Below are 23,720 nucleotides of genomic sequence, written 5' to 3'. Positions count from 1 at the left end.
CTTCGCAATTGCGATTGTTGCTCCATCGCGCTTGTTGAAATCATGCCGTGCGTTTAGCACTTATCCACCGGTTCGCAGTCGGAACGGTCCTACACGTAGCGCAGGCTTCAGATCTTTCGCGAAACGAGGCAGGCAAATGAGTGAGACCATCATACTCGAAACCCCGCGCCTCGTTTTGATAATGTGGGACAAGCGTGATGCCCACATGATTCGGCAGCTGCATTCGACGATCGAAACGACGCGCTATCTTTCGGGCGCCGCCCCGTGGAGCCTGGAGAAGGCCGAGGAACGGCTCAAGACCTGGCTCGGCGAACAGGCGCGTGATGGCGTGACCAAATACAAGATGCTTAGGCGCGACGACGGCCGTTTCATCGGCCGCGCCGGATTTTCACGGTTTCAGGAGGAGAGCGAACGCGGCGAATTCGAGCTTGGCTATTCCATCCGCCGAGAAGCCTGGGGGAACGGCTACGCGACCGAGATTGCCGGTGCGCTGGCGGACTGGTTTTTCAAACGCAGCTTCGCCCGCCAGTTCATCGCCTTCACACATCCGGAAAACGCCGCATCGCAACGCGTTCTATGCAAGATCGGAATGCAGCCGCGAGCACCCATTTTGGTCGATGGGATCGTATGTCCGAGTTTTCAGATGTCGCGGTAACTCATTCCTTCGCCCCAATGGAGAAGGTCGAGCAAAGCTGGGGTTGAGGGGCGTTACTGGGAGATGAAAGATCTTCTGGTTGTGCTCTCAAGCCGCTCGCCGCGATGTGGCGAGCCCTCGTCCGCCATCCTGAGCTTGTCGAAGGGCGGGCCCCTTCTCCCCCAGCGGAGCAGGGGATAAATCACCTGATCCGCTTGGCGGCCGGCTCCGGCACGAGTTCACCGTTGAGGCGACGATCGAGGTAGTCCTCGCATTCGCCGAGCAAGGTTTCCACTTGGCCGTTGAAGAAGTGGTTGGCGCCGGGGACGATTCTGTGGGTGATGAGGATGCCCTTTTGTGTCTTCAGCTTTTCGACGAGGCCGTTGACGTCCTTTTCCGGGGCGACCTTGTCGGAATCACCGTTGATGATCAGACCGGACGACGGGCAGGGTGCCAGGAACGAGAAATCGTAAATGTTCGGCTGCGGCGCGATCGACATGAAGCCTTCGATTTCCGGGCGGCGCATGAGAAGCTGCATGCCGATCCAGGCACCGAAGGAATAGCCGGCAACCCAGCAGCTCTTGGAATCCGGATGCAGGCTCTGCACCCAGTCGAGCGCCGAGGCAGCATCCGACAGCTCACCGGCGCCATGGTCGAATTCGCCCTGGCTGCGGCCAATGCCGCGAAAATTGAAGCGAAGCGTCGTAAAGCCGCGCTTCTGGAACATATAGAAGAGTTGGTAGACGACCTGATTGTTCATCGTGCCGCCAAACTGCGGATGCGGGTGCAGGATGATCGCGATCGGGGCGCTCTTTTCCTTGGAGGGCTGATAGCGGCCTTCAAGGCGGCCTGCGGGGCCGTTGAAAATAACTTCGGGCATCGATACTCCGGCTCTTCTTTTTCTGCGTTCAAACCATGCGGGAAGCAGTAAGTTGACTTGACTATTGCGCTCATCTTTTCTAGAACGCAGTTTAGAACAATTCGAAACTTGGCGCGAACTTCCACACGTCGTTTGTTCGATGGTTTGTGGAACGTGTCATAAGGCATGCCCGGCTGAAATTTCAAGGAAAATGAGCCGGGCGTAACAAGGCTTCGTCAGGCAGGAAGAAGATTATGGCGGCAACGCGCCTTTATCTCGACTGGAATGGCACCGCACCGCTTCATCAGGCGGCGCGCGACGCTATGTTGCATGCCTTGGACCTTTATGGAAACCCCAATTCTGTCCATGGCGAAGGCCGTGCCGCCCGAGCGGCGATCGAGGCCGCGCGCCGGCAAGTCGCAAGTCTGACCGGCGCTGAGCCCGCCCACGTCGTCTTCACCAGCGGCGCGACGGAAGCTGCCAACATGGTGCTGACGCCGGAATTCCGCATGGGCCGCACGCCGCTCACCATCGGCCATCTCTATACATCGGCCATCGAGCATCCTGCCGTGCTGGAAGGCGGCCGGTTTCCGAAGGAAAAGATCAGCGAAATTCCGGTTACTTCGGACGGCATTGTCGATCTTGTTGTGTTAGAAACGATGCTTTCGGCACATGACAAGGCAAGCGGGCTGCCAATGGTAGCGATCATGCTCGCCAATAACGAAACCGGTATTCTCCAGCCCGTATATGAAGCAGCCAAGATCGCGCAGGCATTCGGCGGCGTGTTTGTCGTGGATGCCGTGCAGGCGGCCGGCCGGGTTCCGCTCGACATCAAAGCGATCGGCGCGGATTTCCTCATCATCTCATCGCACAAGATCGGTGGACCGAAAGGGGCGGGCGCGCTCGTGTCGCGCGGCGAAATGCTGATGCCGAAGCCGCTGATTCATGGCGGCGGCCAGGAAAAGGGACATCGCTCCGGGACGGAAAATGCGCTTGCTGTTATCGGCTTCGGCGCCGCCGCTGCTGCCGCTGTCGCTGAGTTCGACAGCCGCAACGCGGCCGTTGAAAAGCTGCGTGACCGGCTGGAGGAGGGGATGCGGCTTGCCGCGCCCGATGTCATCATTCATGGCAAGGACGGCCCACGCGTGCCGAATACCAGTTTCTTCACCTTGCCGGGGCTAAAGTCCGAAACCGGACAGATCGCCTTCGATCTGGAGGGGCTAGCGATTTCGGCTGGCTCCGCCTGCTCTTCCGGCAAGGTGGGTGAAAGCCATGTGCTGGCGGCAATGGGCCGCGATCCCAAGCTCGGGGCGCTGCGTATTTCGCTCGGTTTTACGACGACCGAAGAGGATGTCGATCGGGCGATTGACGCTTTCGCCAGAATTGCGGGACGGCGCAAAACAGCCGGAGCTGCGGCCTAATGGCCACAATTTTGCGGAAACGCAAATTTCCGCTTGCCAAGCGGGCTGAAAAGTCCCTTTTGGCCGACTACATAGAGGGTAGACATTTCAGTCTGCCGCAACGTTGACAAGCTGCCGGACCTTGGATCCGGCGAGATTGGAGAACGACATGCCTGCAGTCCAGGAAACCGTCGATCAGGTTCGTCTGATCGACGTGGACCAGTATAAATACGGTTTTGAAACCACCATCGAAATGGACAAGGCTCCCAAGGGCCTGTCCGAGGATATCATCCGCTTGATTTCCGCGAAGAAGCGGGAGCCTGAATGGATGCTGGAATGGCGTCTCGGGGCTTACCGCCGCTGGCTGACGCTGGAGGAGCCCACCTGGGCCCGCGTCGAATATCCGAAGATCGACTTCAACGACATCCATTACTACGCCGCGCCGAAGAGCACCTCCGGCCCGACGTCGATCGATGAGGTCGACCCGGAACTGCTGAAGGTCTATGAGAAGCTCGGCATCCCCCTGCGTGAGCAGGAGATCCTCGCCGGCGTCAAGCAATCGAAGATCGCTGTCGACGCAGTGTTCGATTCGGTCTCGGTGGTCACGACTTTCAAGGAAGAGCTGAAGAAGGCCGGCGTGATCTTCATGTCGATCTCGGAAGCCATCCGCGAGCATCCCGAGCTCGTGCGCAAATATCTCGGCTCCGTCGTTCCGACGACCGATAACTTCTATGCGACGCTGAATTCGGCTGTCTTCACCGATGGCTCCTTCGTCTTCGTGCCGAAGGGCGTGCGGTGCCCGATGGAGCTCTCAACCTACTTCCGCATCAACGAGAAGAATACCGGCCAGTTCGAGCGCACGCTGATCATCGCCGAAGAGGGAGCCTATGTCTCCTATCTCGAAGGCTGCACGGCGCCGCAGCGCGACGAAAACCAGCTGCATGCAGCAGTGGTCGAGCTGATCGCGCTGGACGATGCCGAAATCAAGTATTCGACCGTCCAGAACTGGTACCCGGGCGACAAGCACGGCAAGGGCGGCATCTACAACTTCGTCACCAAGCGCGGCGATTGCCGCGGCGATCGTTCGAAGATCTCCTGGACCCAGGTCGAGACCGGCTCGGCGATCACCTGGAAGTATCCGTCCTGCATCCTGCGCGGCGACGACAGCCGTGGCGAGTTCTACTCGATTGCGGTTTCGAACGGCCATCAGCAGGTCGATAGCGGTACCAAGATGATCCATCTCGGCAAGAACACGTCGAGCCGCATCATCTCCAAGGGCATTGCCGCCGGCGTGTCGCAGAACACCTATCGCGGCCAGGTCTCGGCTCACCGCCGCGCTTCGAACGCCCGCAATTTCACGCAGTGCGATTCACTGCTGATCGGCGACAAGTGCGGTGCGCATACGGTGCCCTATATCGAGGCGAAGAACTCGACCGCGCAGTTCGAGCACGAAGCCACCACGTCGAAGATCTCCGAGGATCAGTTGTTCTATTGCCTGCAGCGCGGCATTCCGGAAGAAGCGGCGATCGCATTGATCGTCAATGGCTTCGTCAAGGAAGTCCTGCAGGAACTGCCGATGGAATTCGCCGTCGAAGCCCAGAAGCTGATCGGCATCTCGCTGGAAGGCAGCGTCGGCTAACGCCTTCGACAACAGACATGTTTCAGGCGCGCAAGCGGCGCGCCGCACCTTCATTCCTTCGATAGGATTCTACTATGCTTGAAATCAAGAACCTGCACGCCCGTATCGCCGAAGACGGCACCGAGATCATCCGCGGCCTGGACCTGACGGTGAAGGCAGGCGAAGTGGCTGCCATCATGGGTCCGAACGGCTCCGGCAAGTCGACGCTCTCCTACATCCTGTCGGGCCGCGAGGACTACGAAGTCACCGAGGGTGACATCCTCTACAATGGCGAAAGCATTCTGGATCTCGACGCTGCCGAGCGCGCGTCCAAAGGTATCTTCCTTGCCTTCCAGTATCCGGTCGAGATCCCCGGCGTTGCCACCATGCAATTCCTGAAGGTGGCGATGAACGAGCAGCGTAAGGCGCGCGGCGAAGCCGAATTGACGACGCCCGACTTCATGCGCAGGGTCAAGGACGCGGCCGGCAAGCTGCACATCAACACCGAAATGCTGAAGCGCCCGCTGAACGTCGGCTTCTCCGGCGGCGAGAAGAAGCGGGCCGAAATCCTGCAGATGGCGCTCCTGGAGCCGCAGCTCTGCGTGCTGGACGAAACCGACTCCGGTCTCGATATCGATGCGCTGAAGATCGTCGCAGACGGCGTCAATTCGCTGCGCTCTCCAGACCGCGCCGTGATCGTCATCACCCACTACCAGCGCCTGCTCGACTATATCATCCCGGACACCGTTCACGTGCTCTACAAGGGACAGGTGATCAAGTCGGGCGACAAGACACTGGCGCATGAGCTCGAAGCCAACGGCTATGCCGACATCATCGGGGCTGCAGCCTGATCGGGGCGGAAAGGAGACGTCGATGAACATTCAGACGACGAGCCGCCTGACCGCCGCGGAGACGGCGCTGATCGAGGCGTATAACGACCAGTTGGGCGATTTGCCGGGCGATGGCGACGTGCTCGCCGTCCGCGACCGCCTGCTGGACGATCTCAAGACCGCCGGCCTGCCGACGCGTCGCTTCGAGGCTTGGCACTATACCGATTTCAAGAACCTGCTGCGATCGGTTCCGACCGACCTCGGCTCAGGCAACGTCGAACCTCTGTCGCCCACCGTCCCCGGTTCGGCTGTGCTGCCGGTTCTGCAGGGCAGCGTGAGTGGCAAGACTTCGGTCGATGGCCTGGTTGTCAGCCGCTATGCCGACAGCTTGGCCGATGGTACGGCCGCCGCCGGCCTGACGGCGCTCGGCAGCGATGACGCCATCGGCCGCATCAACGGCAGCTTCGTCCGCGACGGCTACGTCATCGAATTTCCCGAAGGCACCGAACTTGATGCACCGTTGGAGATCCAGTTCGTCCATGCCGGCGGCCAGATCCACAGCCGCCTGCCGGTTTCGTTCGGCGCCGATGTCAAGGCGACCGTGATCGAGCGTCACCAGGCCGTGCCCGGTGCGGCGGCGCTGGTCTCCTCGGTCAGCGACCTCAAGATCGGCAAGGGTGCCGAAGTGACCTGGATCATCCTGCAGGAGCAGGGGACCGAGGACACACATCTCGGCCAGATCCGCGTCGATCTTGGCGCGGATGCCAAACTGAAGCTTTTCGTCATCAACGCCGGCGGCAAGCTGGTGCGCCAGGAGCTGTATGTGAAAGTCACGGGCGAGGGCTCCGACCTCGTTGTGCGTGGCGTCAACCTGCTTGGCGGCGATACGCATACCGATGTGACGCTTACGCTTGGCCACAACGTGCCGCACACGGCCTCGACGGAGATCGTACGCAACGTGGTATTCGACCGCGCCCGCGGCGTCTTCCAGGGCATGATCCGCGTGGCCCCGGATGCGCAGAAGACCGATGCCCGCATGGCCTGCAACACGCTGCTCATGTCCGACGACGCCGAGTTCTCCGTCAAGCCGGAGCTCGAAATCTTCGCCGACGACGTGCAGTGCGGCCATGGTGCCACCGTTGCCGACATCGACGAGAACCACCTCTACTACATGATGGCGCGCGGCATTCCGAAGAACAAAGCTCGTGCCATGCTGGTCAACGCCTTCGTGGCGGAGATCATCGAGGAGCTGGAAGACGAAGCCCTGGTCGAGGCGCTGGAAGGCGTTATCTCGGCCTGGCTCGAAAAGCACGCCTGATTGGAGCAACGCTCGTGGACAAGATCGTACCAGCCACCGCTTATGACGTAGAAGCGATTCGTAGGGATTTTCCGATCCTGTCGACGACCGTCCACGGCAAACCGCTGGTCTATCTCGACAGCGGTGCATCCGCACAGAAGCCGCAAGTCGTGATCGACGCGGTGTCGCACGCCTATTCCAGCGAATATGCCAATGTGCACCGCGGTCTGCATTTTCTCTCCAATGCCGCTACCGAAGCCTATGAGGCTGCGCGCGAAAAAGTGCGCCGCTTTCTGAATGCGCCGTCGGTCGACGATATCGTCTTTACCAAAAACTCGACCGAGGCGATCAATACCGTCGCCTATGGTTGGGGCATGCCCAAGCTCGGCGAGGACGACGAGATCGTGCTTTCGATCATGGAGCATCATTCCAACGTCGTGCCCTGGCATTTCATCCGCGAGCGGCAGGGCGCCAAGCTGGTCTGGGTGCCGGTCGATGATGAAGGCGCATTCCATATCGAGGATTTCGAAAAGAGCCTGACGGAACGCACGAAGCTCGTCGCCATCACCCATATGTCGAACGCGCTCGGTACCGTCGTTCCCGTCAAGGAAGTCTGCCGGATCGCCCATGAGCGCGGCATTCCAGTGCTGATCGATGGATCGCAGGGCGCCGTGCACCTGCCCGTCGACGTGCAGGATATCGATTGCGACTGGTATGTCATGACCGGCCACAAGCTCTACGGCCCTTCGGGGATCGGTGTGCTCTACGGCAAGAAGGACAGGCTTCGCGAGATGCGGCCCTTCCAGGGCGGCGGCGAGATGATCTTCGACGTCAGCGAGGACAACGTCACCTACAACGATCCGCCGCATCGTTTCGAGGCCGGCACCCCGCCTATCGTCCAGGCGATCGGGCTTGGCGCCGCGCTCGATTATATGGAAAGCATCGGTCGCGAGGCGATCGCCCGCCACGAGGCCGATCTCGCGGCCTACGCAGCGGAAAGGCTGCGGGAGATCAACTCGCTGCGCATTTTCGGCACGGCACCCGGCAAAGGCGGTATCTTTTCCTTCGAACTTGCGGGTATTCATTCGCACGACGTTTCGATGGTGATCGATCGTCAGGGCGTTGCGGTGCGCGCGGGCACCCATTGCGCCCAGCCGCTCTTGAAACGCTTCGGCGTCACCTCCACATGCCGTGCATCATTTGGCATGTACACTACCCGTGCCGAGGTGGATGCCCTGGTCGATGCGCTGGAATATGCGCGCAAATTCTTTGCCTAAGGAGGCAAGTGATGTCACTCGATGAAAGCGAACAGAAGATCGGCGTGCGCGAGGGCATCGTGCATTCCAGCATTCCCGAGGAAGAGCTGGCACGCCTCAGCGACGATGTCATCGGCGCGCTGAAGACGGTCTATGATCCTGAAATCCCAGCCGATATCTTCGAACTCGGCCTGGTCTACAAGATCGATATCGAAGACGACCGCATGGTGAAGATCGTGATGACGCTGACTGCGCCGGGCTGCCCGGTCGCCGGCGAGATGCCCGGCTGGGTCGAAAATGCGGTCGGCGCCGTCGAAGGCGTTTCAGGCGTCGAAGTCGCCATGACCTTCGACCCGCCGTGGACTCCGGATCGCATGTCGGAAGAGGCGCAGGTAGCGGTCGGCTGGTATTGAAGCTTTAAGCTGCCCGCTTTACATTATGACTCGAAGCACCGGATCTTGACCCCGGTTGTGGAAGGAGAATGAGCCCATGGGCTTTGCAGTGATGAGCATGACGGATGACGCCGCAGCACGCGTCAAGGCGATCGTCGAAAATTCCGGCCCCGATGCCAAAGGCGTTCGCGTCGGCATCAAGAAGGGCGGCTGCGCCGGGATGGAATATACCATCGACCTCGTGACCGAACCGAGCGCCAAGGACGACCTGATCGAGCGCGACGGCGCCAAAGTATGGGTCGAGCCGTCGGCGGTGCTTTACCTGCTTGGCACCGAGATGGGCTTCGAGACCACAACGCTGCGCTCCGGCTTCACCTTCACCAATCCGAACCAGACGTCGGCCTGCGGCTGCGGCGAATCTGTAGAACTGAAGCCTGCCGACCTTGCGGCTTTGGCGGCACAACGTCAGGCCGCCCCGGCCGTCTGACAGATGCCGAGCGCCGCTTGATATCAGGCGGCGTCGGATTCGCGCTCGACTGGCATCAGCTTCAAGCCGAGCGCCCTGACAACCTTCAAGATGGTCGCAAATTCCGGATTTCCGTCGCCACTCAGCGCCCGATAAAGAGCAGAGCGGTTCATGCCGACATCCTTGGCAAGCTTGCTCATGTTGCGCGTTCGGGCGACCTCGCCGAGCGCCTTGGCGATGGAGGACGGATCGTCGGTTTCGAAGGCGGCCGCGATATAGCCGTCGACGGCCTCCACGCTGACGGGCGTTTGCTGGGCCATTTTATATGCCTTTCTGTATAATCCAATCGCGGATCAGGCCGGCTTCACTCTCGTGCAAGCCGTGGCCCGTCGGCAGCAGATAGCTGCGGACATCCGCCTGACAGTTCTCAAATTGTGTTTTTACCAGCACCGAATCGTCGGGTCGCCGGCGTTCATCATTTTCGACTGCGGTAATCAAGACCGGCAGGCCGGGCATCGGCGCGAAAGCTTTGCCCGGCGCGGGCGACAAAGGGCGTAACAGGATGGCGCCCGACGCCAAGCCAGGCTGGGTATGCAGGATAGAGGCGGCCATGATCGCACCATTGGAAAATCCCAGCAATATGGGAGGCTGCCTCAATACGCCCTGTTCAACGACAGCACCTATGAACCGACAGATCCGAGCCGTCTGCTCACGGAGATCATCATGGTCGAGGCTCCGGTCGGGATTGCGACGGAAAAAGGCAAAGCCACCTTCCCAATCCACGCCGCCACGCAAAGACATGTAGGGCCGCTGTGGTGCAATTTCGTCTGCGAGCGGAATGAGTTCCGCTTCGCTTCTCCCGCTGCCATGCAACAGAACGAGCGGCGGAGAGGAAAGAGATTCCCGTCCCGCAACAAAGTAAAATCCTGACAAATCCGGCATGATGTATGACTTCCGGCGCCGTATTTCGCCGCGCTGTAAAAAGTGCCGCACGCCCCATAGGACGCGCGGCGCAGTCATAGTGATTTTTCGCGATAGATTTATGTCGAGCAAGAGCGAAGCGGCTGAGCCGCTTCGCTTTTTTGGAAAAACACTTATTCCGCGGCTTCGGCGTAGGCCTCAACTGGCGGGCAGGTGCAGATGAGATTCCGGTCACCGTAGACGTTATCGACACGATTGACCGGCGACCAATATTTGTCCACGCGGAAAGCGCCCGGCGGGAAGCAAGCCTGTTCGCGGGAGTAGGGACGGTTCCACTCGCCAACCAGGTCTTCGACCGTGTGCGGGGCGTTTTTCAGTGGGTTGTCGTTTTTATCCATCCGCCCTTCTTCGATGGCGCGGGCTTCCTCGCGGATCGCCAGCATCGCCTCGCAGAAGCGGTCAAGCTCCGCCTTGGTTTCCGATTCGGTCGGTTCGATCATTAGCGTGCCGGCAACCGGCCAGCTCATCGTCGGAGCGTGGAACCCGCAATCGATCAGGCGCTTCGCGACGTCGTCGACGGTGACGCCGGCGCTGTCGACCAGCGGACGGGTGTCGATGATGCACTCATGCGCCACGCGGCCCGTATGCGATTTGTAGAGCACGTCGTAAGCGCCCGTCAGCCGCGCTGCGATATAGTTGGCGTTGAGGATCGCGACCTTCGTCGCCTGCGTCAGCCCTTCGCCGCCCATCATCAGGCAATAGCTCCAGGAGATCGGCAGGATCGAAGCCGAGCCAAAAGCTGCAGCGGACACTGCGCCGCTGCGGCCGTCGGTTTCCGGGTGGCCGGGCAGATACGCTGCCAGATGCGCCTTGACCCCGATGGGACCCATGCCGGGACCGCCGCCGCCATGCGGAATGCAGAAGGTCTTGTGCAGGTTCAGGTGGCTGACGTCGGAGCCGATATCGCCTGGGCGGGAAAGGCCGACCATGGCGTTCATATTGGCGCCATCGAGATAAACCTGACCGCCGTGCATATGCACGATAGCGCAAATCTCCTTCACAGTTTCTTCGAAGACGCCGTGCGTCGACGGATAGGTGATCATGCAGCAGGAGAGGGTATCGGCATATTGCTCGGCCTTGGCGCGGAAATCGGCCATGTCGATATCGCCGTCATCGCTGACCTTGACGACCACAACCTTCATGCCGGCCATCTGCGCGGAGGCCGGATTAGTGCCGTGCGCCGAGGTCGGGATCAGGCAGACGTCGCGGTGACCCTGACCGTTGGCGATGTGGTAGTTGCGGATGGTCAAGAGGCCTGCATATTCGCCCTGCGCGCCTGAGTTCGGCTGCATCGAGAAGGCATCGTAGCCCGTGACCGCGCAGAGCTTCTCCGTCAGGTCGTTGATCATCTCGCGATAGCCGAGCGCCTGATCAGCCGGAACGAACGGATGGATGTCGGAGAATTCCGGCCAGGTGATCGGCAGCATTTCCGCCGTTGCGTTCAGCTTCATCGTGCAGGAGCCGAGCGGGATCATGGCGCGGTCAAGCGCGAGATCGCGGTCGGAGAGCCGGCGGATGTAGCGGGTCATTTCGCTTTCGGCGCGGTTCATGTGGAAGATCGGATGCGTCAGGTATTCGCTGGTGCGCAACAGGCCCTTCGGCAGGCGATAGCCGGGCTCGAAGTCGGCGAGAGGGAAATTGCCGCCAAAGGCGCGCCAGACGGCTTCCAGCGTTGCCGGACGTGTGCGCTCGTCGAGGCTCATGCCGATCTTGGTTTCTCCGACCTTGCGCAGGTTGACACCTTCAGCGACGGCCGCGCGCAGGATCAGGCTCTGCATGTGACCGACCTCGACGGTGATCGTGTCGAAGAAGGTCTCCGGTTCGATCTTGTAGCCGAGCTTTTCCAGGCCCTTGGCCATCAATACGGCCTTCTGGTGCACCTGTTGGGCAATAGCCTTGATGCCCTGCGGGCCGTGGAAGACGGCGTACATGGAGGCCATGACGGCGAGCAGCACCTGCGCAGTGCAGATGTTCGACGTCGCCTTTTCGCGACGGATGTGCTGTTCGCGGGTCTGCAGCGACAGGCGATAGGCGCGGTTGCCGCGCGCGTCGACCGAAACGCCGACAAGACGGCCGGGCATGGATCGCTTATAGGCATCCTTGACGGCCATGTAGGCCGCATGCGGACCGCCGTAACCCACCGGCACGCCAAAGCGCTGCGACGAGCCGACGGCAATGTCGGCACCCATTTCGCCGGGTGACTTCAGCAGCGTCAGAGCGAGCGGATCGGCAGCGACAACGGCGATCGCGCCGGTCTGATGCAGTCTCGAGATCAGCCCGGTGAAGTCATTGATGTGACCGTGCGTGCCCGGATATTGGAAGATGGCGCCGAAGACATCGACCGGATCGAGATCGCTGAAAGGATTGCCAACGATGACAGTCCAGCCCAGCGGTTCGGCGCGGGTCTTGATCAAAGCAATGGTCTGCGGATGGCAATCCGCGTCGACGAAGAAGGCCTTGGCCTTGGATTTCGCCACGCGTTCGGCCATCGCCATGCCTTCGGCGGCAGCCGTCGCTTCATCGAGAAGCGAGGCGTTGGCAACATCGAGACCCGTCAGGTCACAGATCATCGTCTGGTAGTTCAGCAATGCCTCGAGGCGACCCTGGCTGATTTCCGGCTGATAGGGCGTATATGCCGTGTACCAGGCCGGATTTTCCAGAATATTGCGCTGGATGACCGGCGGCGTGATCGTGCCGTAGTAGCCCTGGCCAATCAGCGAAACGAGAACCTTGTTCTTGTTGGCGGTCTCGCGCAGCTTGTCGAGCGCCTCGCGCTCCGTCATCGGCGCGCCCCAGATGAGCGGCGCCTTCTGGCGGATGGAGGGCGGCAGAGTCGCATCGATCAGTCCGTCGAGGCTGCCATAGCCGATTACCTTCAGCATATCGGCCATTTCAGACGGAGACGGACCGATATGGCGGCGATTGGCGAAATCGTAGGGCTGGTAGTCCGTAAACGTGAATTCAGTAGGCGTATCCATTACGCGATGAGCTCCTTATAGCCGGATTCATCCAGCAAACCATTGGCATCGGCGACATTCTTGAGCTTCAACTTGAAGAACCAGCCAGCTCCCATCGGGTCGGAATTGACGAGTGCCGGATCGGCGGTAATGGCTTCGTTGATCTCAGTGATCTCGCCATCGAGCGGACAATAGACCTCTGACGCCGCCTTGACGGATTCGACGGTCGCGGCATCGTCGCCCTTGGAGAAGCTAGCGCCGACTTCGGGCAGTTCGACGAAAACGAGATCGCCAAGCTGTTCAGCGGCATGCGCCGTGATCCCAACGGTCGCAACATCGCCTTCAATGTTCAGCCACTCATGTTCTTCGGTGAATTTCAGCATTGACGATCCTCTCTGGAATATGACGTTTAGCGTTTGTAGGTCGGGGTGATGAAAGGCAGGGGAGAAACGGCGACCGGCAGGTATTTGCCACGCACCTCGGCGTAGACTGGCGTGCCAGGTGCTGCGAAGCTGACGGGCACGTAACCCATGGCAACGGGACCTTCGATACTCGGACCAAAGCCACCGGAGGTGACTTCACCGATCTCGGTCTTGCCTTCAGCATCCGCATAAAGCTTGGCATGGCCACGCACCGGTGCCTTGCCTTCCGGCTTCAGACCGACACGGCGCCGCGTGGCGCCGTTGTCGAGCTCTGCAAGGATGCGGCTCGCACCAGGAAAACCGCCAGCGCGGGCGCCGCCAGTCTTGCGGGCCTTCTGCATTGCCCATTCGAGTGCTGCTTCCGCCGGCGTCGTCGTCTGGTCGATGTCGTTGCCGTAGAGGCAAAGCCCCGCTTCGAGACGCAGGGAATCGCGGGCGCCGAGACCGATCGGCTGGACATCGGGGTGTTCCAGCAGCCGCTTGGCAATATCTTCGGCCTTGTCGGCCGGTACGGAAATCTCGAAGCCGTCTTCGCCACTATAGCCCGAGCGGGAGACAAGACAGGAAACGTCATGCAGGCGACAATGGCGGACATCCATGAACTTCATGTGGGCGAGATCCGCCCAGAGCTCGGCGAGAACGGAGACGGCACGCGGTCCCTGCAGCGCGATCAGGGCGCGATCAAGTAATGTGACTTCGCAGGTATCGCCGATATGGTCTTGAAGATGCTTAAGATCTGCATCCTTGCAGGCAGCATTGACGACCACGAAGAGATAGTCGTCCATGTGGGTGATCATCAGATCATCAAGAATGCCGCCATTGTCATCGGTGAAAAAACCGTAGCGCTGACGGCCCTCGGCGAGCCCGACAATATCGATCGGCACCAGGCTTTCCAACGCCCGCGCTGCATCTTCGTAAGAGCCGGAGCGGGCGCGGATCGTCACCTGCCCCATATGCGAGACGTCAAACACACCGGCCGATGCACGGGTCCAGAGATGCTCCTTGAGCACGCCGGCAGGATATTGCACCGGCATGTCATAGCCGGCAAACGGTACCATGCGGGCACCGAGCGACAGATGCAGGGTGTGAAGGGGTGTCTTCTTGAGGGCAGCGGTCTCGTCCAAATGACGCCTCCGGGGTTTGCGCTCAGCCAAAAGCGCGGGCTCAAAATTCGGGCGCGACTGCGCCTTGCGATGAGCCCCCTCTGTCTGTTTGCCTGAGATTGTTATCCCTTCGGCGAACGCTTGCGCGTTTCTCTCCAGAGTTCCGTCTGCCCCTTGCTGGTCCTTTGGCCTGAGAGTTTCCGGGGCGGTTGCTCCTTCGGCACCGGCTCGCGCCGGATTCTCCCAACAGGGTTGCGTGCCATTATCTGGTAGTCGCCGAGGATGGCAAGGGGCAAATGTCGCCCTGAAACAAATTTTTGTCGTGTCGCATATCGAGCCCATACCCATGCGCGCGACCAATGGATGCAGGGGACTTTGCAATCGCGCTTCGGCAGGCTATCCCATGCGTGAATAGAGGAGCCGGGCAGGAGCCAATGATGAACCGCAAATATATCGTAACATTGCTGATTTCGGCGACCGCACTATCCTTCTCCGCTGCCGCCGTCATGGCCCAGCAGGGCAACGACATGAATAGCATGTCCGGAATGCATATGGATGCTGGCAAGGCGCCCACGAGCGCGGCGACAGCAAAGCTCGGCGACCTCGACATCAGCGGCGGTTATGTCCGCGCCATGTTGCCCGGACAGCCGGTCGGCGGCGGCTATATCACCATCCACAATGGCGGCAGCAGCGACGACAGGCTAACCTCCGTCACATCCTCTGCCGCCGGTAAGGTCGAGCTGCATGAGATGAAGATGGAAGGTCAGATCATGAAGATGCGCGAAGTCAAGGAAGGTATCGCCATTCCTGCAGGCGCCACCGTGACACTTTCGCCGAACAGCCTGCACATGATGTTCAAGCAGGTGAAGACGCCGTTCAAGCAGGGCAGCACAGTGCCGGTAATGCTGATGTTCGATAAGGCGGGGATGGTCGATATCGCTTTGCCGGTCATGGCGCCGAACGCAAGCTGAGGTTTGCGCCGGCGCCAAGATGCATCGCTGTCACAAAATTCCCGCCCATCGACAATTCCGGTTTCCACTTTTCGCCGAAATGCTCTAAAGCCACCTCAAAAGGCCGGGATGACCCGGCTCTGGGGCCTGATCGCCCCAGTTCCCTGATTTGGTATGATCTTGTCCGAAACCGTTTCACACTTTTCGGGATCATGTCGCGGCGCTTGAAAGAAGAAGAATGGCCGGGATTGAGCATATAAAGGTCGAGCCTGATGAGGCCGGCATGCGCCTCGACCGTTGGTTCAAGGTGCATTTCCCCGGACTTGGCTTTGGACAATTGCAAAAGCTGATGCGCTCCGGCCAGGTGCGTGTCGACGGCGGCCGTGTGAAGACGGATGCGCGCGTTCAGCCGGGGCAGATGGTGCGCGTGCCGCCGCTCGATGTCGACGCCAAAGGCCCGAAGAATGGTCCTATCGCCGGCAAGGAGCTGAAGCATTCGGGCGATGCCGAGCTTCTGGCGCGTATGCTGCTGCACGAGGACGACAAGGTCTATGTGCTGAACAAGCCGGCCGGCCTTGCCGTGCAGGGCGGCTCCGGCGTCAGCCGCCATATCGACAAGATGCTGGAGGCTTGGACGAGCCAGAAGGGCGAGAAGCCGCGCCTGGTGCATCGCCTCGATCGCGACACGTCCGGCGTCCTTGTGGTCGCTCGCACCCGCGGTGCTGCGCAGAAGCTGACGGCCGCCTTTCGCGAGCGCGATACCAAAAAGACCTATTGGTCGCTGGTGAAGGGCGTCCCGCGCAAGCAGGAAGACAAGATTTCCACCTGGCTGGTGAAGGAAACGACACCGGACGGCGACCGCATGCGCATCGCCAAACATGGCGAGGAGGGCGCAGATCACGCGGTCTCCTATTACCGCATCGTGGAAACTGCCGCCCAGCGCCTCGCCTGGCTGGAGATGGAACCCTATACCGGCCGCACCCACCAGCTCCGCGTCCATGCGCTGCATATCGGCCATCCGATCATCGGCGATCCCAAATATTTCGAGGACGATCCGAATTGGGACTTCCCAGGCGGCGTTCAGAAGCGGCTGCATCTGCACGCCCGCCACATCGATATCCCGCATCCAAATGGCGGGCGCCTGCGCGTCACCGCGCCGCTGCCGCCACATATGGTGCAGACGTGGAACCTCCTCGGCTTTGACGAGGCAACGGCAGGGGAGCCGGACGACGAATGAAACTGGTGCTTTTTGATTGCGACGGGACGCTGGTCGATAGCGTCCGGCTGATTCACGAGGTCATGGCCCGCACCTTCGTCGATTTCGGCTACAAGCGCCCGGATGTCGCTTCCACCAAATCGATCATCGGCCTCACACTGGACATCGCGATCGCCCGTATGCAGGGCAAGCCACATGTCGATGACGAGGCGATCGCGATGACGGCGCACTACAAGTCGATCTTCCCCGGCGTGCGCGACGAAGGGGATATGCAGACACCGCTTTTCGACGGCATCAGGCCGTTGATCGAAACGCTCGCCGCCCGCGACGAACTGCTGATCGGCGCCGTCACCGGCAAGTCCCGCCGCGGCTTGACGCATATTCTTGAAGCGAATGGTTTTACGCCCTATTTCGTCGTCTCGCGCACCGCGGACGATTGCCCCTCGAAGCCGCATCCCGCCATGGTGACGGAATGCTGCAGCGAGACCGGCATGGATCCGCATGATACAATCGTCATCGGCGATGCCGTGTACGACATGCAGATGGCGAAAGCGGCCGGGGCGACCGCGATCGGCGTTGCCTGGGGCTACGCTTCAGTGGAAGAACTGCTGGCCGCCGGCGCCGACACGATCGCCCATCACCCGAACGACCTGTTGAGCCACATTCTCTGAGGTGACGCCATGCGCGACCTGTTTAACGATCTTTCCGGAGGCCTAAGCCACCCCGACCCTGTCCGCCGGGCGCAAATCCAGATGAAGAAGCCGCTGCCGAAGCGCTTCTACAAGGATGTGAGCGTCCGCGAGAGCGAAGACGGCCATCTGATCGAGCTCGACGGCAAGGTGGTGAAGACGCCTGCGCGCCAATCGCTCGCTGTGCCGACAGAGGCGCTGGCGAAGTTGGTGGCAGCCGAGTGGGCCCGGCAGGTCGACGTGATCGACCCTGCGACCATGCCGGTGACCCGGCTCGTCAACACCGCGCTCGACGGTGTGGCGACCGATAGCCAGGCGGTATTCGAGGACATCCTGCGCTTTTCCTCCAGCGACCTGCTCTGCTATCGCGCTGATACGCCGGAGCGGTTGGTGGAGCGGCAGTCGGAGCAATGGAACCCGGTGATCGACTGGGCCGCAAACGAACTCGGCGCTCGCTTCATCCTCGCCGAGGGCGTCATGCATCAGGAACAGCCGCGCGAAGCGATCGCCGCCTTTGCCGTGACGCTGCGCAAATACGACACGCCGCTGGAACTGGCCAGCCTGCACACGATCACGACGCTGACGGGTTCGGCAATCCTGGCGCTCGCTTTCGCCGAGGGCCAGCTGCCGCTCGATGAGGTCTGGTCGCTGGCTCATCTCGACGAGGATTGGACGATCGAACATTGGGGCCGCGACGAGGAGGCCGAACACCGCCGCGCCCAGCGCTTCGAAGAGTTCCAGGCCGCCACGGACGTTTTTTCCGCATTTCACAGTTAATTGTTGTTGATTTGCAGTCCGTTATATCGAAGTCTGTATCTCAAGGATCGGGAAATTCGGGACGCGAATCATGTTGTTGTTGAGGTCGGGTGCGGTATCAGCGCTCGCAGGGTGTCTGGCGCTGGCTGCATGCTCGAGCTGGTCGCTGACGCCGCCGCCTTCACCTCCGGCCTATGATGTGCGCAGCGCCACTGTCGTCGCCGATCAGTCGGTTCCGCCGGTTTCGCCGACGCTGCTTTCCGCCATCAACGAGCGCGTCAACGCCGCCATCGCCGTGACGACCCGCGATACACCGCTGCCGAAAGTGGCGCTCACCATCCGCCTGACGGATGTTCGCAAGGGGCGGAGCTTCAATAAGGATCGCAACGCGGCGAAGATCAATGTTGATGCCGCTTCGATCGACACTGGCGCAGTGGTTGCCATCGCCTCCTTCGACACGTCGAATTTCACTCCGGATCCGACCGCGGCTGATGATTTGATGGCTGAGGATATTGCGGCCCGCATCCGCTCCATCTTCGCGCTGAAGGCACCGCCGCTGGTGAATTGAGCCGACGGCTACCAAGTGCTGCCGTGCCATGCTAAGCCGGATAAGCGGAGAAGAGGGCCATCATGAAAGAGATCCTGCAGGAATTGGAGCGTCGCCGAGAGATCGCAAGGCTCGGAGGCGGTCAGGCGCGTATCGATGCGCAGCATGCACGCGGCAAGCTGACGGCGCGCGAGCGCATCGAAATATTCCTCGACGAAGGCTCCTTCGAAGAGTTCGACATGTTCGTCGAGCATCGCTCGATTGATTTCGGCATGGACAAAAGCAAGATCGCCGGCGACGGCGTGGTCACCGGCTGGGGTACCGTGAACGGTCGCACGGTCTTTCTTTTTGCCAAGGATTTCACGGTTTTCGGCGGCTCGCTTTCGGAAGCGCATGCAGAGAAGATCATGAAGGTTCAGGACATGGCGCTGAAAAACCGGGCGCCGATCATCGGAATCTATGATGCTGGCGGTGCGCGCATCCAGGAGGGCGTGGCGGCGCTCGGCGGCTATGCCGAGGTGTTTCAGCGCAACGTGCTCTCCTCCGGCGTCATACCGCAGATCTCGATCATTATGGGTCCTTGCGCCGGCGGCGACGTCTATTCGCCGGCTATGACCGATTTCATCTTCATGGTGCGCGACACGTCCTACATGTTCGTCACCGGCCCGGACGTGGTGAAGACCGTCACCAACGAGACGGTGACGTCGGAGCAGCTTGGCGGCGCCACAGTGCATACGACAAAATCCTCGATCGCCGACGCCGCCTACGACAACGACATCGACACGTTGCTGCAAGTGCGCCGGCTCATCGATTTTCTGCCGCAGTCGAATACAGCGGCACTTCCAGAGATCGAGTGCTATCAATCCGTCACCGATCCTGATACGTCGCTCGACACGCTGATCCCGGCCAATGCCAACAAGCCCTATGACATCAAGGAGCTGATCCTGAAGGTCGCGGACGAGGGCGATTTTTTCGAGATCCAGGCAAGCTTCGCCAAGAACATCGTTTGCGGTTTCGGCCGCATCGAGGGCGCGACGGTCGGATTCGTCGCCAATCAACCGATGGTGCTGGCGGGCGTGCTGGATAGCGACGCCTCGCGCAAGGCGGCCCGTTTCGTGCGCTTCTGCGATTGCTTTAACATCCCGATCGTTACTTTCGTCGACGTACCGGGATTTCTGCCGGGAACCGCACAGGAATATGGCGGGCTGATCAAGCACGGCGCCAAGCTGCTCTTCGCCTATGCGGAAGCCACCGTGCCGAAACTCACCGTCATCACCCGCAAGGCTTTCGGCGGCGCCTATGACGTCATGGCGTCAAAGCATCTGCGCGGCGACCTGAACTATGCCTGGCCGACGGCGCAGATCGCCGTCATGGGCGCAAAGGGCGCGGTCGAGATCATCTTCCGCAAGGACATCGCCCATCCCGAGAAGATCGTCGCGCATACGAAGATGTATGAGGACCGTTTCCTGTCGCCGTTCGTCGCCGCTGAGCGCGGCTATATAGACGAAGTGATCATGCCGCATTCAACCAGGCGTCGGCTGGCGCACGGGCTGAGGATGCTGCGCAACAAGGATCTGACCAATCCCTGGAAAAAACACGACAACATTCCGCTTTAAGGATGTGACAACAAGTCACGGTTTTTACACGAAGGTTTGATTGGGTGTCAGAAGCCGTGTCTTCACCTTCACACCCCCACAAACTAATGGTGACTCCAGGAAACGAAACTGGAGTAGACGATGACACTTTCTGATCGCCTGAATCAATATCAGCCTTATGCCTTGACTCTGCTGCGTCTCATGACCGGCTTGCAGTTTATGGAGCATGGCACACAGAAGCTTCTCGGCTTCCCGGCCGGCGCTCACGGCGGTCCTCTGCCGACACTGCTTTTGGTTCAAGGCATTCTGGAAGCCTTTGGCGGGCTGGCAATTTTCGTCGGCTTCTTCACCCGTCCCGTTGCGTTCATTCTGTGCGGCAACATGGCGGTCGCGTATTTCATGTCGCATATGCCGAAGGACTTCTTCCCCGCCAACAATGGCGGCGACGCTGCCATTCTGTTCTGCTTCGTCTTCCTGTACCTGGTCTTCTCGGGCCCGGGTCTGCTGGCTGTCGATAACAGCAGGAAATAATATGCAATCTGGCCGGGCTTGGATTGATATCCGGGCCCGGCGAATAAAATCTGCGGTTGGCGTGTTGACTCTGGTGTCAACGGAAAGCGACCATGTTCCTCAGAGGTACTGGCCGCCTTCTCAGTTCAAACGGAGATTTTCATGTCGGCTTTCGAGCGCCTGTCGCAGTATCAGCCCGCCGCCCTTGCGGTCCTGCGAATCGTAACGGCGCTGTTATTCTTCGAGCACGCTACGCAGAAGCTCTTCAATTTTCCCGAAGCACCCTTTGAAATCTCGACACTGTTTTTTGTTGCCGGCGTCATCGAGTTTGTCGGCAGTATCTTGATTTTTCTCGGGCTCTTCACCCGGCCGGTCGCCTTCATTCTCAGCGGTGAAATGGCCTTCGCTTACTTCATGGTGCATATGCCGATCGATTTTTTTCCGGCCAACAACCAGGGTGACGGCGCAGTGCTCTTCTGCTTCATTTTCTTGTACATGGTGTTTGCGGGGCCCGGCCTCTGGGCGCTGGACAATCGCCAGCGCCAATGACGTAACGCAGACTCAGGCGACGAGCTTGAGCCCGGCAATACCTGCGACGATCAGGCCGATGCAGAATAGGCGAATAAGGGTTGCGGGATCGCCGAGCAGCCAGATGCTTAGTAGAACGGTGCCGACCGTGCCGATGCCCGTCCAGACCGCGTAAGCCGTGCCCATCGGCAAGGTCTTTACCGCCAGGCCGAGCAGCAGGACGCTGGCGACCATGGAGACGAGAGTGAGGCCTGTGGGGATCGGTCGAGTAAAGCCATCGGTATATTTCAGGCCGACGGCCCAACCGATTTCGAATAAACCCGCGAGGAAAAGTAGGAACCAAGCCATATTACGCTCCTTTTTAAGAGCGAGGCCGTCCCCGCGGTGTCTTACGTCCGGCAATCCAATGCCGGCCGCCGCAGTCGTCTGCGCAACAGGAGATATGCCTCTGCTAAACTCGCTTTTCAAGCTGGGGACTGCATAGCGGCTATGCCACCCGTTTCACGCCAGCCGTTCGGCATGCCACTTCAGATGATCGTCCATGAAGCTGGAGATGAAGTAATAGGAGTGGTCATAGCGCTCGTGCATGCGCAGCGTCAGGCCGATACCGGTGCCTTTGATCGCCTCTTCGAACAACCATGGACGCAGACCTGTTTCGAGGAAACCATCGGCTTTGCCCTGATCAATCAAAAACTCCGGAAAGCGGGCGCCATCCTCGACAAGCGCGCAGGCGTCATATTTTCGCCAGGCGGCCTTGTCGGCGCCGAGGTATTTCTCGAAGGCCGGCGCTGACCAGTCGGCCGTCGAGGGTTGCACGATCGGAGCGAAGGCGGAGCAACTCTTGAAGCGCTCCGGATTTTTCAGCGCAATCGTCATCGCGCCATGGCCGCCCATGGAATGGCCGAAAATGCCTTGCCGGCTCATATCCATGCGGAAATGCTGGCTGACAAACGCGGGCAACTCCTCGGTGATGTAGGTGTACATCTGGTAGTTTTCAGCCCACGGCTTCTCGGCGGCGTCGAGATAGAAGCCGGCGCCTTTGCCCATTTGCCAATTGGTCAGTTCGTCGGGAACATCGTTGCCGCGCGGGCTGGTGTCCGGGCAGACAATGATCAGACCGAGTTCCGCCGCCATACGGCGATATTCACCTTTTTCCATCACGTTGGCATGCGTGCAGGTGAGGCCTGAGAGATACCAGAGGACCGGGCAGGGCTGTTTGATCGCCTGTGGCGGCACGAAGACCGCGAAGGTCATCTCGCAGTGGCAGGCCTCGGACGCATGCGAAAAGACACCTTGCATGCCGCCGAAAGCGGTGTTCTGGGAAATGATGTTCAAGGCTGACCTCCAGGCGGATTATGAGCTTTGGCGCGCCGGCAGAGCCGGTCGAAGGTTTCGAGAAAGGCAGAACGGTCGCGTGGTGAAAAGGCGGCATTATAGCCCTTGCTTTCGCCGGTCTCGCGCAGATGCGCGCCGAGATCGCGCATCGCGGTGACCATGCCGATATTGGTATTGTCGAAAACACGGCCTGTCGGCCCGGTCACCAGCGCGCCGGCGGTGACGCAGCGCCCGGCCAGCGGCACATCGGCGGTGACGACGATATCACCAGGGCCGGCGTGCTCCGCGATCCAGTTGTCGGCAGCGTCAAAAGCGTTGGAGACGATGACGTTCCTTACCATTGGATCACGTGACGGCCGGAGGCCGGAATTGGCGACAAGCGTCACCTCGATGCCGTGGCGCTCGGCCACTTTCAATATTTCCGGTTTGACCGGGCAGGCATCGGCATCGACGTAAATCATGGGAACTGACGTTGTTTCATTGCAGAAGCGCTGCGCATCCAACTGAATGCGCAGTCGCGGTTTAGCGAAGTCCCCCATCAGGGGCCAGACCTATTCCCTCAATGTGCCCGCCTTTTTCGCGGCCCAGGTTGCGATAGCATCCATAAGTGGCGGGTTCAGGCAATCATAGGGTTCGAGGTGGAGTTCCTTCAGCCGGCTGCGAACGGAGGCCATGGCTGAGGGCGGCGTTCCGGATTCGATGATCGATGAGACGAAGGCGGCGAAGCCGGGCTCGGGCCAGCCGCTTTCCTGAAAACGCTCAGGATGAATGAAATCGAGACCCTTGAAGGCGTGGTCGCGTTCCACCGGCCCGTACATGTGCACGCCGCAGGCTTCGCAGGCGTGCCGCTGGATCAAGGCGTCGGGATCCACGACCGCGAGCTTGTCGCCGTTTTCCAGAACCTTGACGTTTTCATGCGCGGTGACGGCGACGATCGAAAAGGCTGCGCCATTCGGCTTCCAGCATTTGGTACAGCCACAGGCGTGGTTATGGGCAATTGCGCCGCTGATGGCGACTTTGACGGGGCGATCGGTGCAGGCGCAGACCAGCGTCCCACCGCTGAAATTCGCCTGTCCCGCCTTCACTCCGCCGTCGAGCGCCGGGTGTATCGATACTTGACTTGGCATGTTCAACTCCTCCTCCTTGGTTGCCCACGGCCCCAAATCAGGATCGATTTGCCAAAAGGCCGCGCGCTATTCAAAGTCGTGCAGCGTTCTCCGGTGCCGTCGCTGTCTGTGACCGCCTCAATACAGCACCACGCTGCGAATGCTTTCCCCCGAATGCATCAGCTCGAAGCCCTTGTTGATGTCTTCGAGCGGCATGGTGTGGGTGATCATCGGGTCGATCTGGATCTTGCCTTCCATGTACCAGTCGACGAT

General features: G+C 60.3%; 26 protein-coding genes, 1 pseudogene and 1 riboswitch. Of the genes and pseudogenes, 16 read left to right on the top strand and 11 right to left on the bottom strand.

Translation table 11 applies throughout. From position 1 onward, the window contains the following. Positions 1 to 136: 136 nt before the first annotated feature. Positions 137 to 655, top strand: a complete 519-nt coding sequence (locus PY649_RS16510; protein WP_285869640.1) for a GNAT family N-acetyltransferase — start codon at positions 137 to 139, stop codon at positions 653 to 655. Positions 656 to 836: 181 nt separating this feature from the next. On the opposite strand, the gene PY649_RS16505 is transcribed toward PY649_RS16510, so the two are convergent. Then, positions 837 to 1,514: an alpha/beta hydrolase gene (locus PY649_RS16505; RefSeq protein WP_133706014.1), complete on the bottom strand. Its 678-nt coding sequence runs from the start codon at positions 1,512 to 1,514 to the stop codon at positions 837 to 839. A gap of 233 nt (positions 1,515 to 1,747) precedes the next feature. Here PY649_RS16505 and PY649_RS16500 point away from each other — a divergent pair, with 233 nt between their 5' ends. The 7 genes from PY649_RS16500 to sufA all read left to right on the top strand — a co-directional run bounded on the left by PY649_RS16500 (position 1,748) and on the right by sufA (position 8,773). Further along, positions 1,748 to 2,914 (top strand): cysteine desulfurase family protein, encoded by a 1,167-nt coding sequence (locus tag PY649_RS16500; RefSeq protein ID WP_285869639.1) that lies wholly within the window; start codon positions 1,748 to 1,750, stop codon positions 2,912 to 2,914. Positions 2,915 to 3,062: 148 nt separating this feature from the next. Beyond that, on the top strand, positions 3,063 to 4,532 hold the full coding sequence (gene sufB / locus PY649_RS16495) for a Fe-S cluster assembly protein SufB (protein ID WP_285869638.1): 1,470 nt from the start codon (positions 3,063 to 3,065) through the stop codon (positions 4,530 to 4,532). Positions 4,533 to 4,606: 74 nt separating this feature from the next. Further along, positions 4,607 to 5,362, top strand: a complete 756-nt coding sequence (gene sufC / locus PY649_RS16490) for a Fe-S cluster assembly ATPase SufC (protein WP_285869637.1) — start codon at positions 4,607 to 4,609, stop codon at positions 5,360 to 5,362. Positions 5,363 to 5,384: 22 nt separating this feature from the next. Beyond that, on the top strand, positions 5,385 to 6,659 hold the full coding sequence (gene sufD / locus PY649_RS16485; protein WP_285869636.1) for a Fe-S cluster assembly protein SufD: 1,275 nt from the start codon (positions 5,385 to 5,387) through the stop codon (positions 6,657 to 6,659). 14 nt (positions 6,660 to 6,673) lie between these two features. Then, on the top strand, positions 6,674 to 7,915 hold the full coding sequence (locus PY649_RS16480; RefSeq protein ID WP_285869635.1) for a cysteine desulfurase: 1,242 nt from the start codon (positions 6,674 to 6,676) through the stop codon (positions 7,913 to 7,915). Between the two features lie 11 nt (positions 7,916 to 7,926). Continuing rightward, positions 7,927 to 8,307, top strand: coding sequence for an SUF system Fe-S cluster assembly protein (locus PY649_RS16475; RefSeq protein WP_285869634.1), 381 nt, complete (start codon positions 7,927 to 7,929; stop codon positions 8,305 to 8,307). 76 nt (positions 8,308 to 8,383) lie between these two features. Then, on the top strand, positions 8,384 to 8,773 hold the full coding sequence (sufA, locus tag PY649_RS16470; RefSeq protein ID WP_285869633.1) for a Fe-S cluster assembly scaffold SufA: 390 nt from the start codon (positions 8,384 to 8,386) through the stop codon (positions 8,771 to 8,773). Positions 8,774 to 8,796: 23 nt separating this feature from the next. Here sufA and PY649_RS16465 read toward each other — a convergent pair whose 3' ends face one another. The 5 genes from PY649_RS16465 to gcvT form a co-directional block, all read right to left on the bottom strand. Next, positions 8,797 to 9,072, bottom strand: coding sequence for an addiction module antidote protein (locus tag PY649_RS16465; protein WP_285869632.1), 276 nt, complete (start codon positions 9,070 to 9,072; stop codon positions 8,797 to 8,799). 1 nt (position 9,073) lies between these two features. Then, on the bottom strand, positions 9,074 to 9,772 hold the full coding sequence (locus PY649_RS16460; protein WP_285869631.1) for an alpha/beta hydrolase: 699 nt from the start codon (positions 9,770 to 9,772) through the stop codon (positions 9,074 to 9,076). Positions 9,773 to 9,846: 74 nt separating this feature from the next. Continuing rightward, on the bottom strand, positions 9,847 to 12,711 hold the full coding sequence (gene gcvP / locus PY649_RS16455) for an aminomethyl-transferring glycine dehydrogenase (RefSeq protein ID WP_285869630.1): 2,865 nt from the start codon (positions 12,709 to 12,711) through the stop codon (positions 9,847 to 9,849). After that, the gene (gene gcvH / locus PY649_RS16450) at positions 12,711 to 13,073 is read right to left on the bottom strand and encodes a glycine cleavage system protein GcvH (protein ID WP_285869629.1); all 363 of its coding nucleotides are present in this window, start codon (positions 13,071 to 13,073) and stop codon (positions 12,711 to 12,713) included. The genes gcvP and gcvH overlap by 1 nt, the downstream gene beginning before the upstream one ends. A 26-nt stretch (positions 13,074 to 13,099) precedes the next feature. Beyond that, complete coding sequence (gcvT, locus tag PY649_RS16445; protein WP_285869628.1) at positions 13,100 to 14,236, bottom strand: glycine cleavage system aminomethyltransferase GcvT; 1,137 nt, start codon at positions 14,234 to 14,236, stop codon at positions 13,100 to 13,102. 147 nt (positions 14,237 to 14,383) lie between these two features. Then, positions 14,384 to 14,471, bottom strand: a riboswitch (glycine riboswitch). Positions 14,472 to 14,652: 181 nt separating this feature from the next. Between gcvT and PY649_RS16440 the strand changes: the two genes are divergently transcribed. From PY649_RS16440 to PY649_RS16405, 8 genes are all read left to right on the top strand, one after another. Beyond that, entirely contained in the window at positions 14,653 to 15,186 is a 534-nt protein-coding gene (locus PY649_RS16440; protein ID WP_285869627.1) for a copper chaperone PCu(A)C, read from the top strand. Positions 15,187 to 15,403: 217 nt separating this feature from the next. Then, positions 15,404 to 16,402: an RluA family pseudouridine synthase gene (locus PY649_RS16435; protein WP_285869626.1), complete on the top strand. Its 999-nt coding sequence runs from the start codon at positions 15,404 to 15,406 to the stop codon at positions 16,400 to 16,402. Next, entirely contained in the window at positions 16,399 to 17,052 is a 654-nt protein-coding gene (locus PY649_RS16430; RefSeq protein ID WP_285869625.1) for an HAD-IA family hydrolase, read from the top strand. The genes PY649_RS16435 and PY649_RS16430 overlap by 4 nt, the downstream gene beginning before the upstream one ends. A gap of 9 nt (positions 17,053 to 17,061) precedes the next feature. Beyond that, positions 17,062 to 17,847 carry an ATP12 family chaperone protein gene (locus PY649_RS16425; RefSeq protein ID WP_285869624.1) on the top strand — a complete coding sequence of 262 codons (786 nt, stop codon included), beginning with the start codon at positions 17,062 to 17,064 and terminating at the stop codon, positions 17,845 to 17,847. Positions 17,848 to 17,917: 70 nt separating this feature from the next. Further along, the gene (locus tag PY649_RS16420; RefSeq protein ID WP_285869623.1) at positions 17,918 to 18,394 is read left to right on the top strand and encodes a hypothetical protein; all 477 of its coding nucleotides are present in this window, start codon (positions 17,918 to 17,920) and stop codon (positions 18,392 to 18,394) included. A 62-nt stretch (positions 18,395 to 18,456) separates the two neighbouring features. Beyond that, entirely contained in the window at positions 18,457 to 19,989 is a 1,533-nt protein-coding gene (locus PY649_RS16415; protein ID WP_285869622.1) for an acyl-CoA carboxylase subunit beta, read from the top strand. A gap of 120 nt (positions 19,990 to 20,109) precedes the next feature. After that, positions 20,110 to 20,499, top strand: coding sequence for a DoxX family protein (locus PY649_RS16410; protein ID WP_285869621.1), 390 nt, complete (start codon positions 20,110 to 20,112; stop codon positions 20,497 to 20,499). A gap of 141 nt (positions 20,500 to 20,640) precedes the next feature. Continuing rightward, positions 20,641 to 21,027: a DoxX family protein gene (locus PY649_RS16405; protein WP_285869620.1), complete on the top strand. Its 387-nt coding sequence runs from the start codon at positions 20,641 to 20,643 to the stop codon at positions 21,025 to 21,027. A 12-nt stretch (positions 21,028 to 21,039) separates the two neighbouring features. Here PY649_RS16405 and PY649_RS16400 read toward each other — a convergent pair whose 3' ends face one another. From PY649_RS16400 to PY649_RS16380, 5 genes and pseudogenes are all read right to left on the bottom strand, one after another. Next, the gene (locus PY649_RS16400) at positions 21,040 to 21,354 is read right to left on the bottom strand and encodes a DMT family transporter (RefSeq protein WP_285869619.1); all 315 of its coding nucleotides are present in this window, start codon (positions 21,352 to 21,354) and stop codon (positions 21,040 to 21,042) included. Between the two features lie 153 nt (positions 21,355 to 21,507). After that, on the bottom strand, positions 21,508 to 22,341 hold the full coding sequence (fghA, locus tag PY649_RS16395) for an S-formylglutathione hydrolase (RefSeq protein ID WP_285869618.1): 834 nt from the start codon (positions 22,339 to 22,341) through the stop codon (positions 21,508 to 21,510). Continuing rightward, on the bottom strand, positions 22,338 to 22,802 hold the full coding sequence (locus PY649_RS16390) for a YaiI/YqxD family protein (RefSeq protein WP_285869617.1): 465 nt from the start codon (positions 22,800 to 22,802) through the stop codon (positions 22,338 to 22,340). Before PY649_RS16390 ends, fghA begins: the two co-directional genes overlap by 4 nt. A gap of 90 nt (positions 22,803 to 22,892) precedes the next feature. Then, a complete protein-coding gene (gene gfa / locus PY649_RS16385) occupies positions 22,893 to 23,468 on the bottom strand; it encodes an S-(hydroxymethyl)glutathione synthase (protein WP_285869616.1) in 576 nt (191 codons plus the stop codon). Between the two features lie 117 nt (positions 23,469 to 23,585). Beyond that, positions 23,586 to 23,720 (bottom strand): annotated as a pseudogene (locus PY649_RS16380) (S-(hydroxymethyl)glutathione dehydrogenase); the annotation flags it as partial.

The sequence above is a fragment of the Rhizobium mayense genome (assembly GCF_030272705.1).
Lineage (GTDB): Bacteria > Pseudomonadota > Alphaproteobacteria > Rhizobiales > Rhizobiaceae > Rhizobium > Rhizobium mayense.
This window is presented reverse-complemented; position numbering and strand designations above follow the sequence as displayed.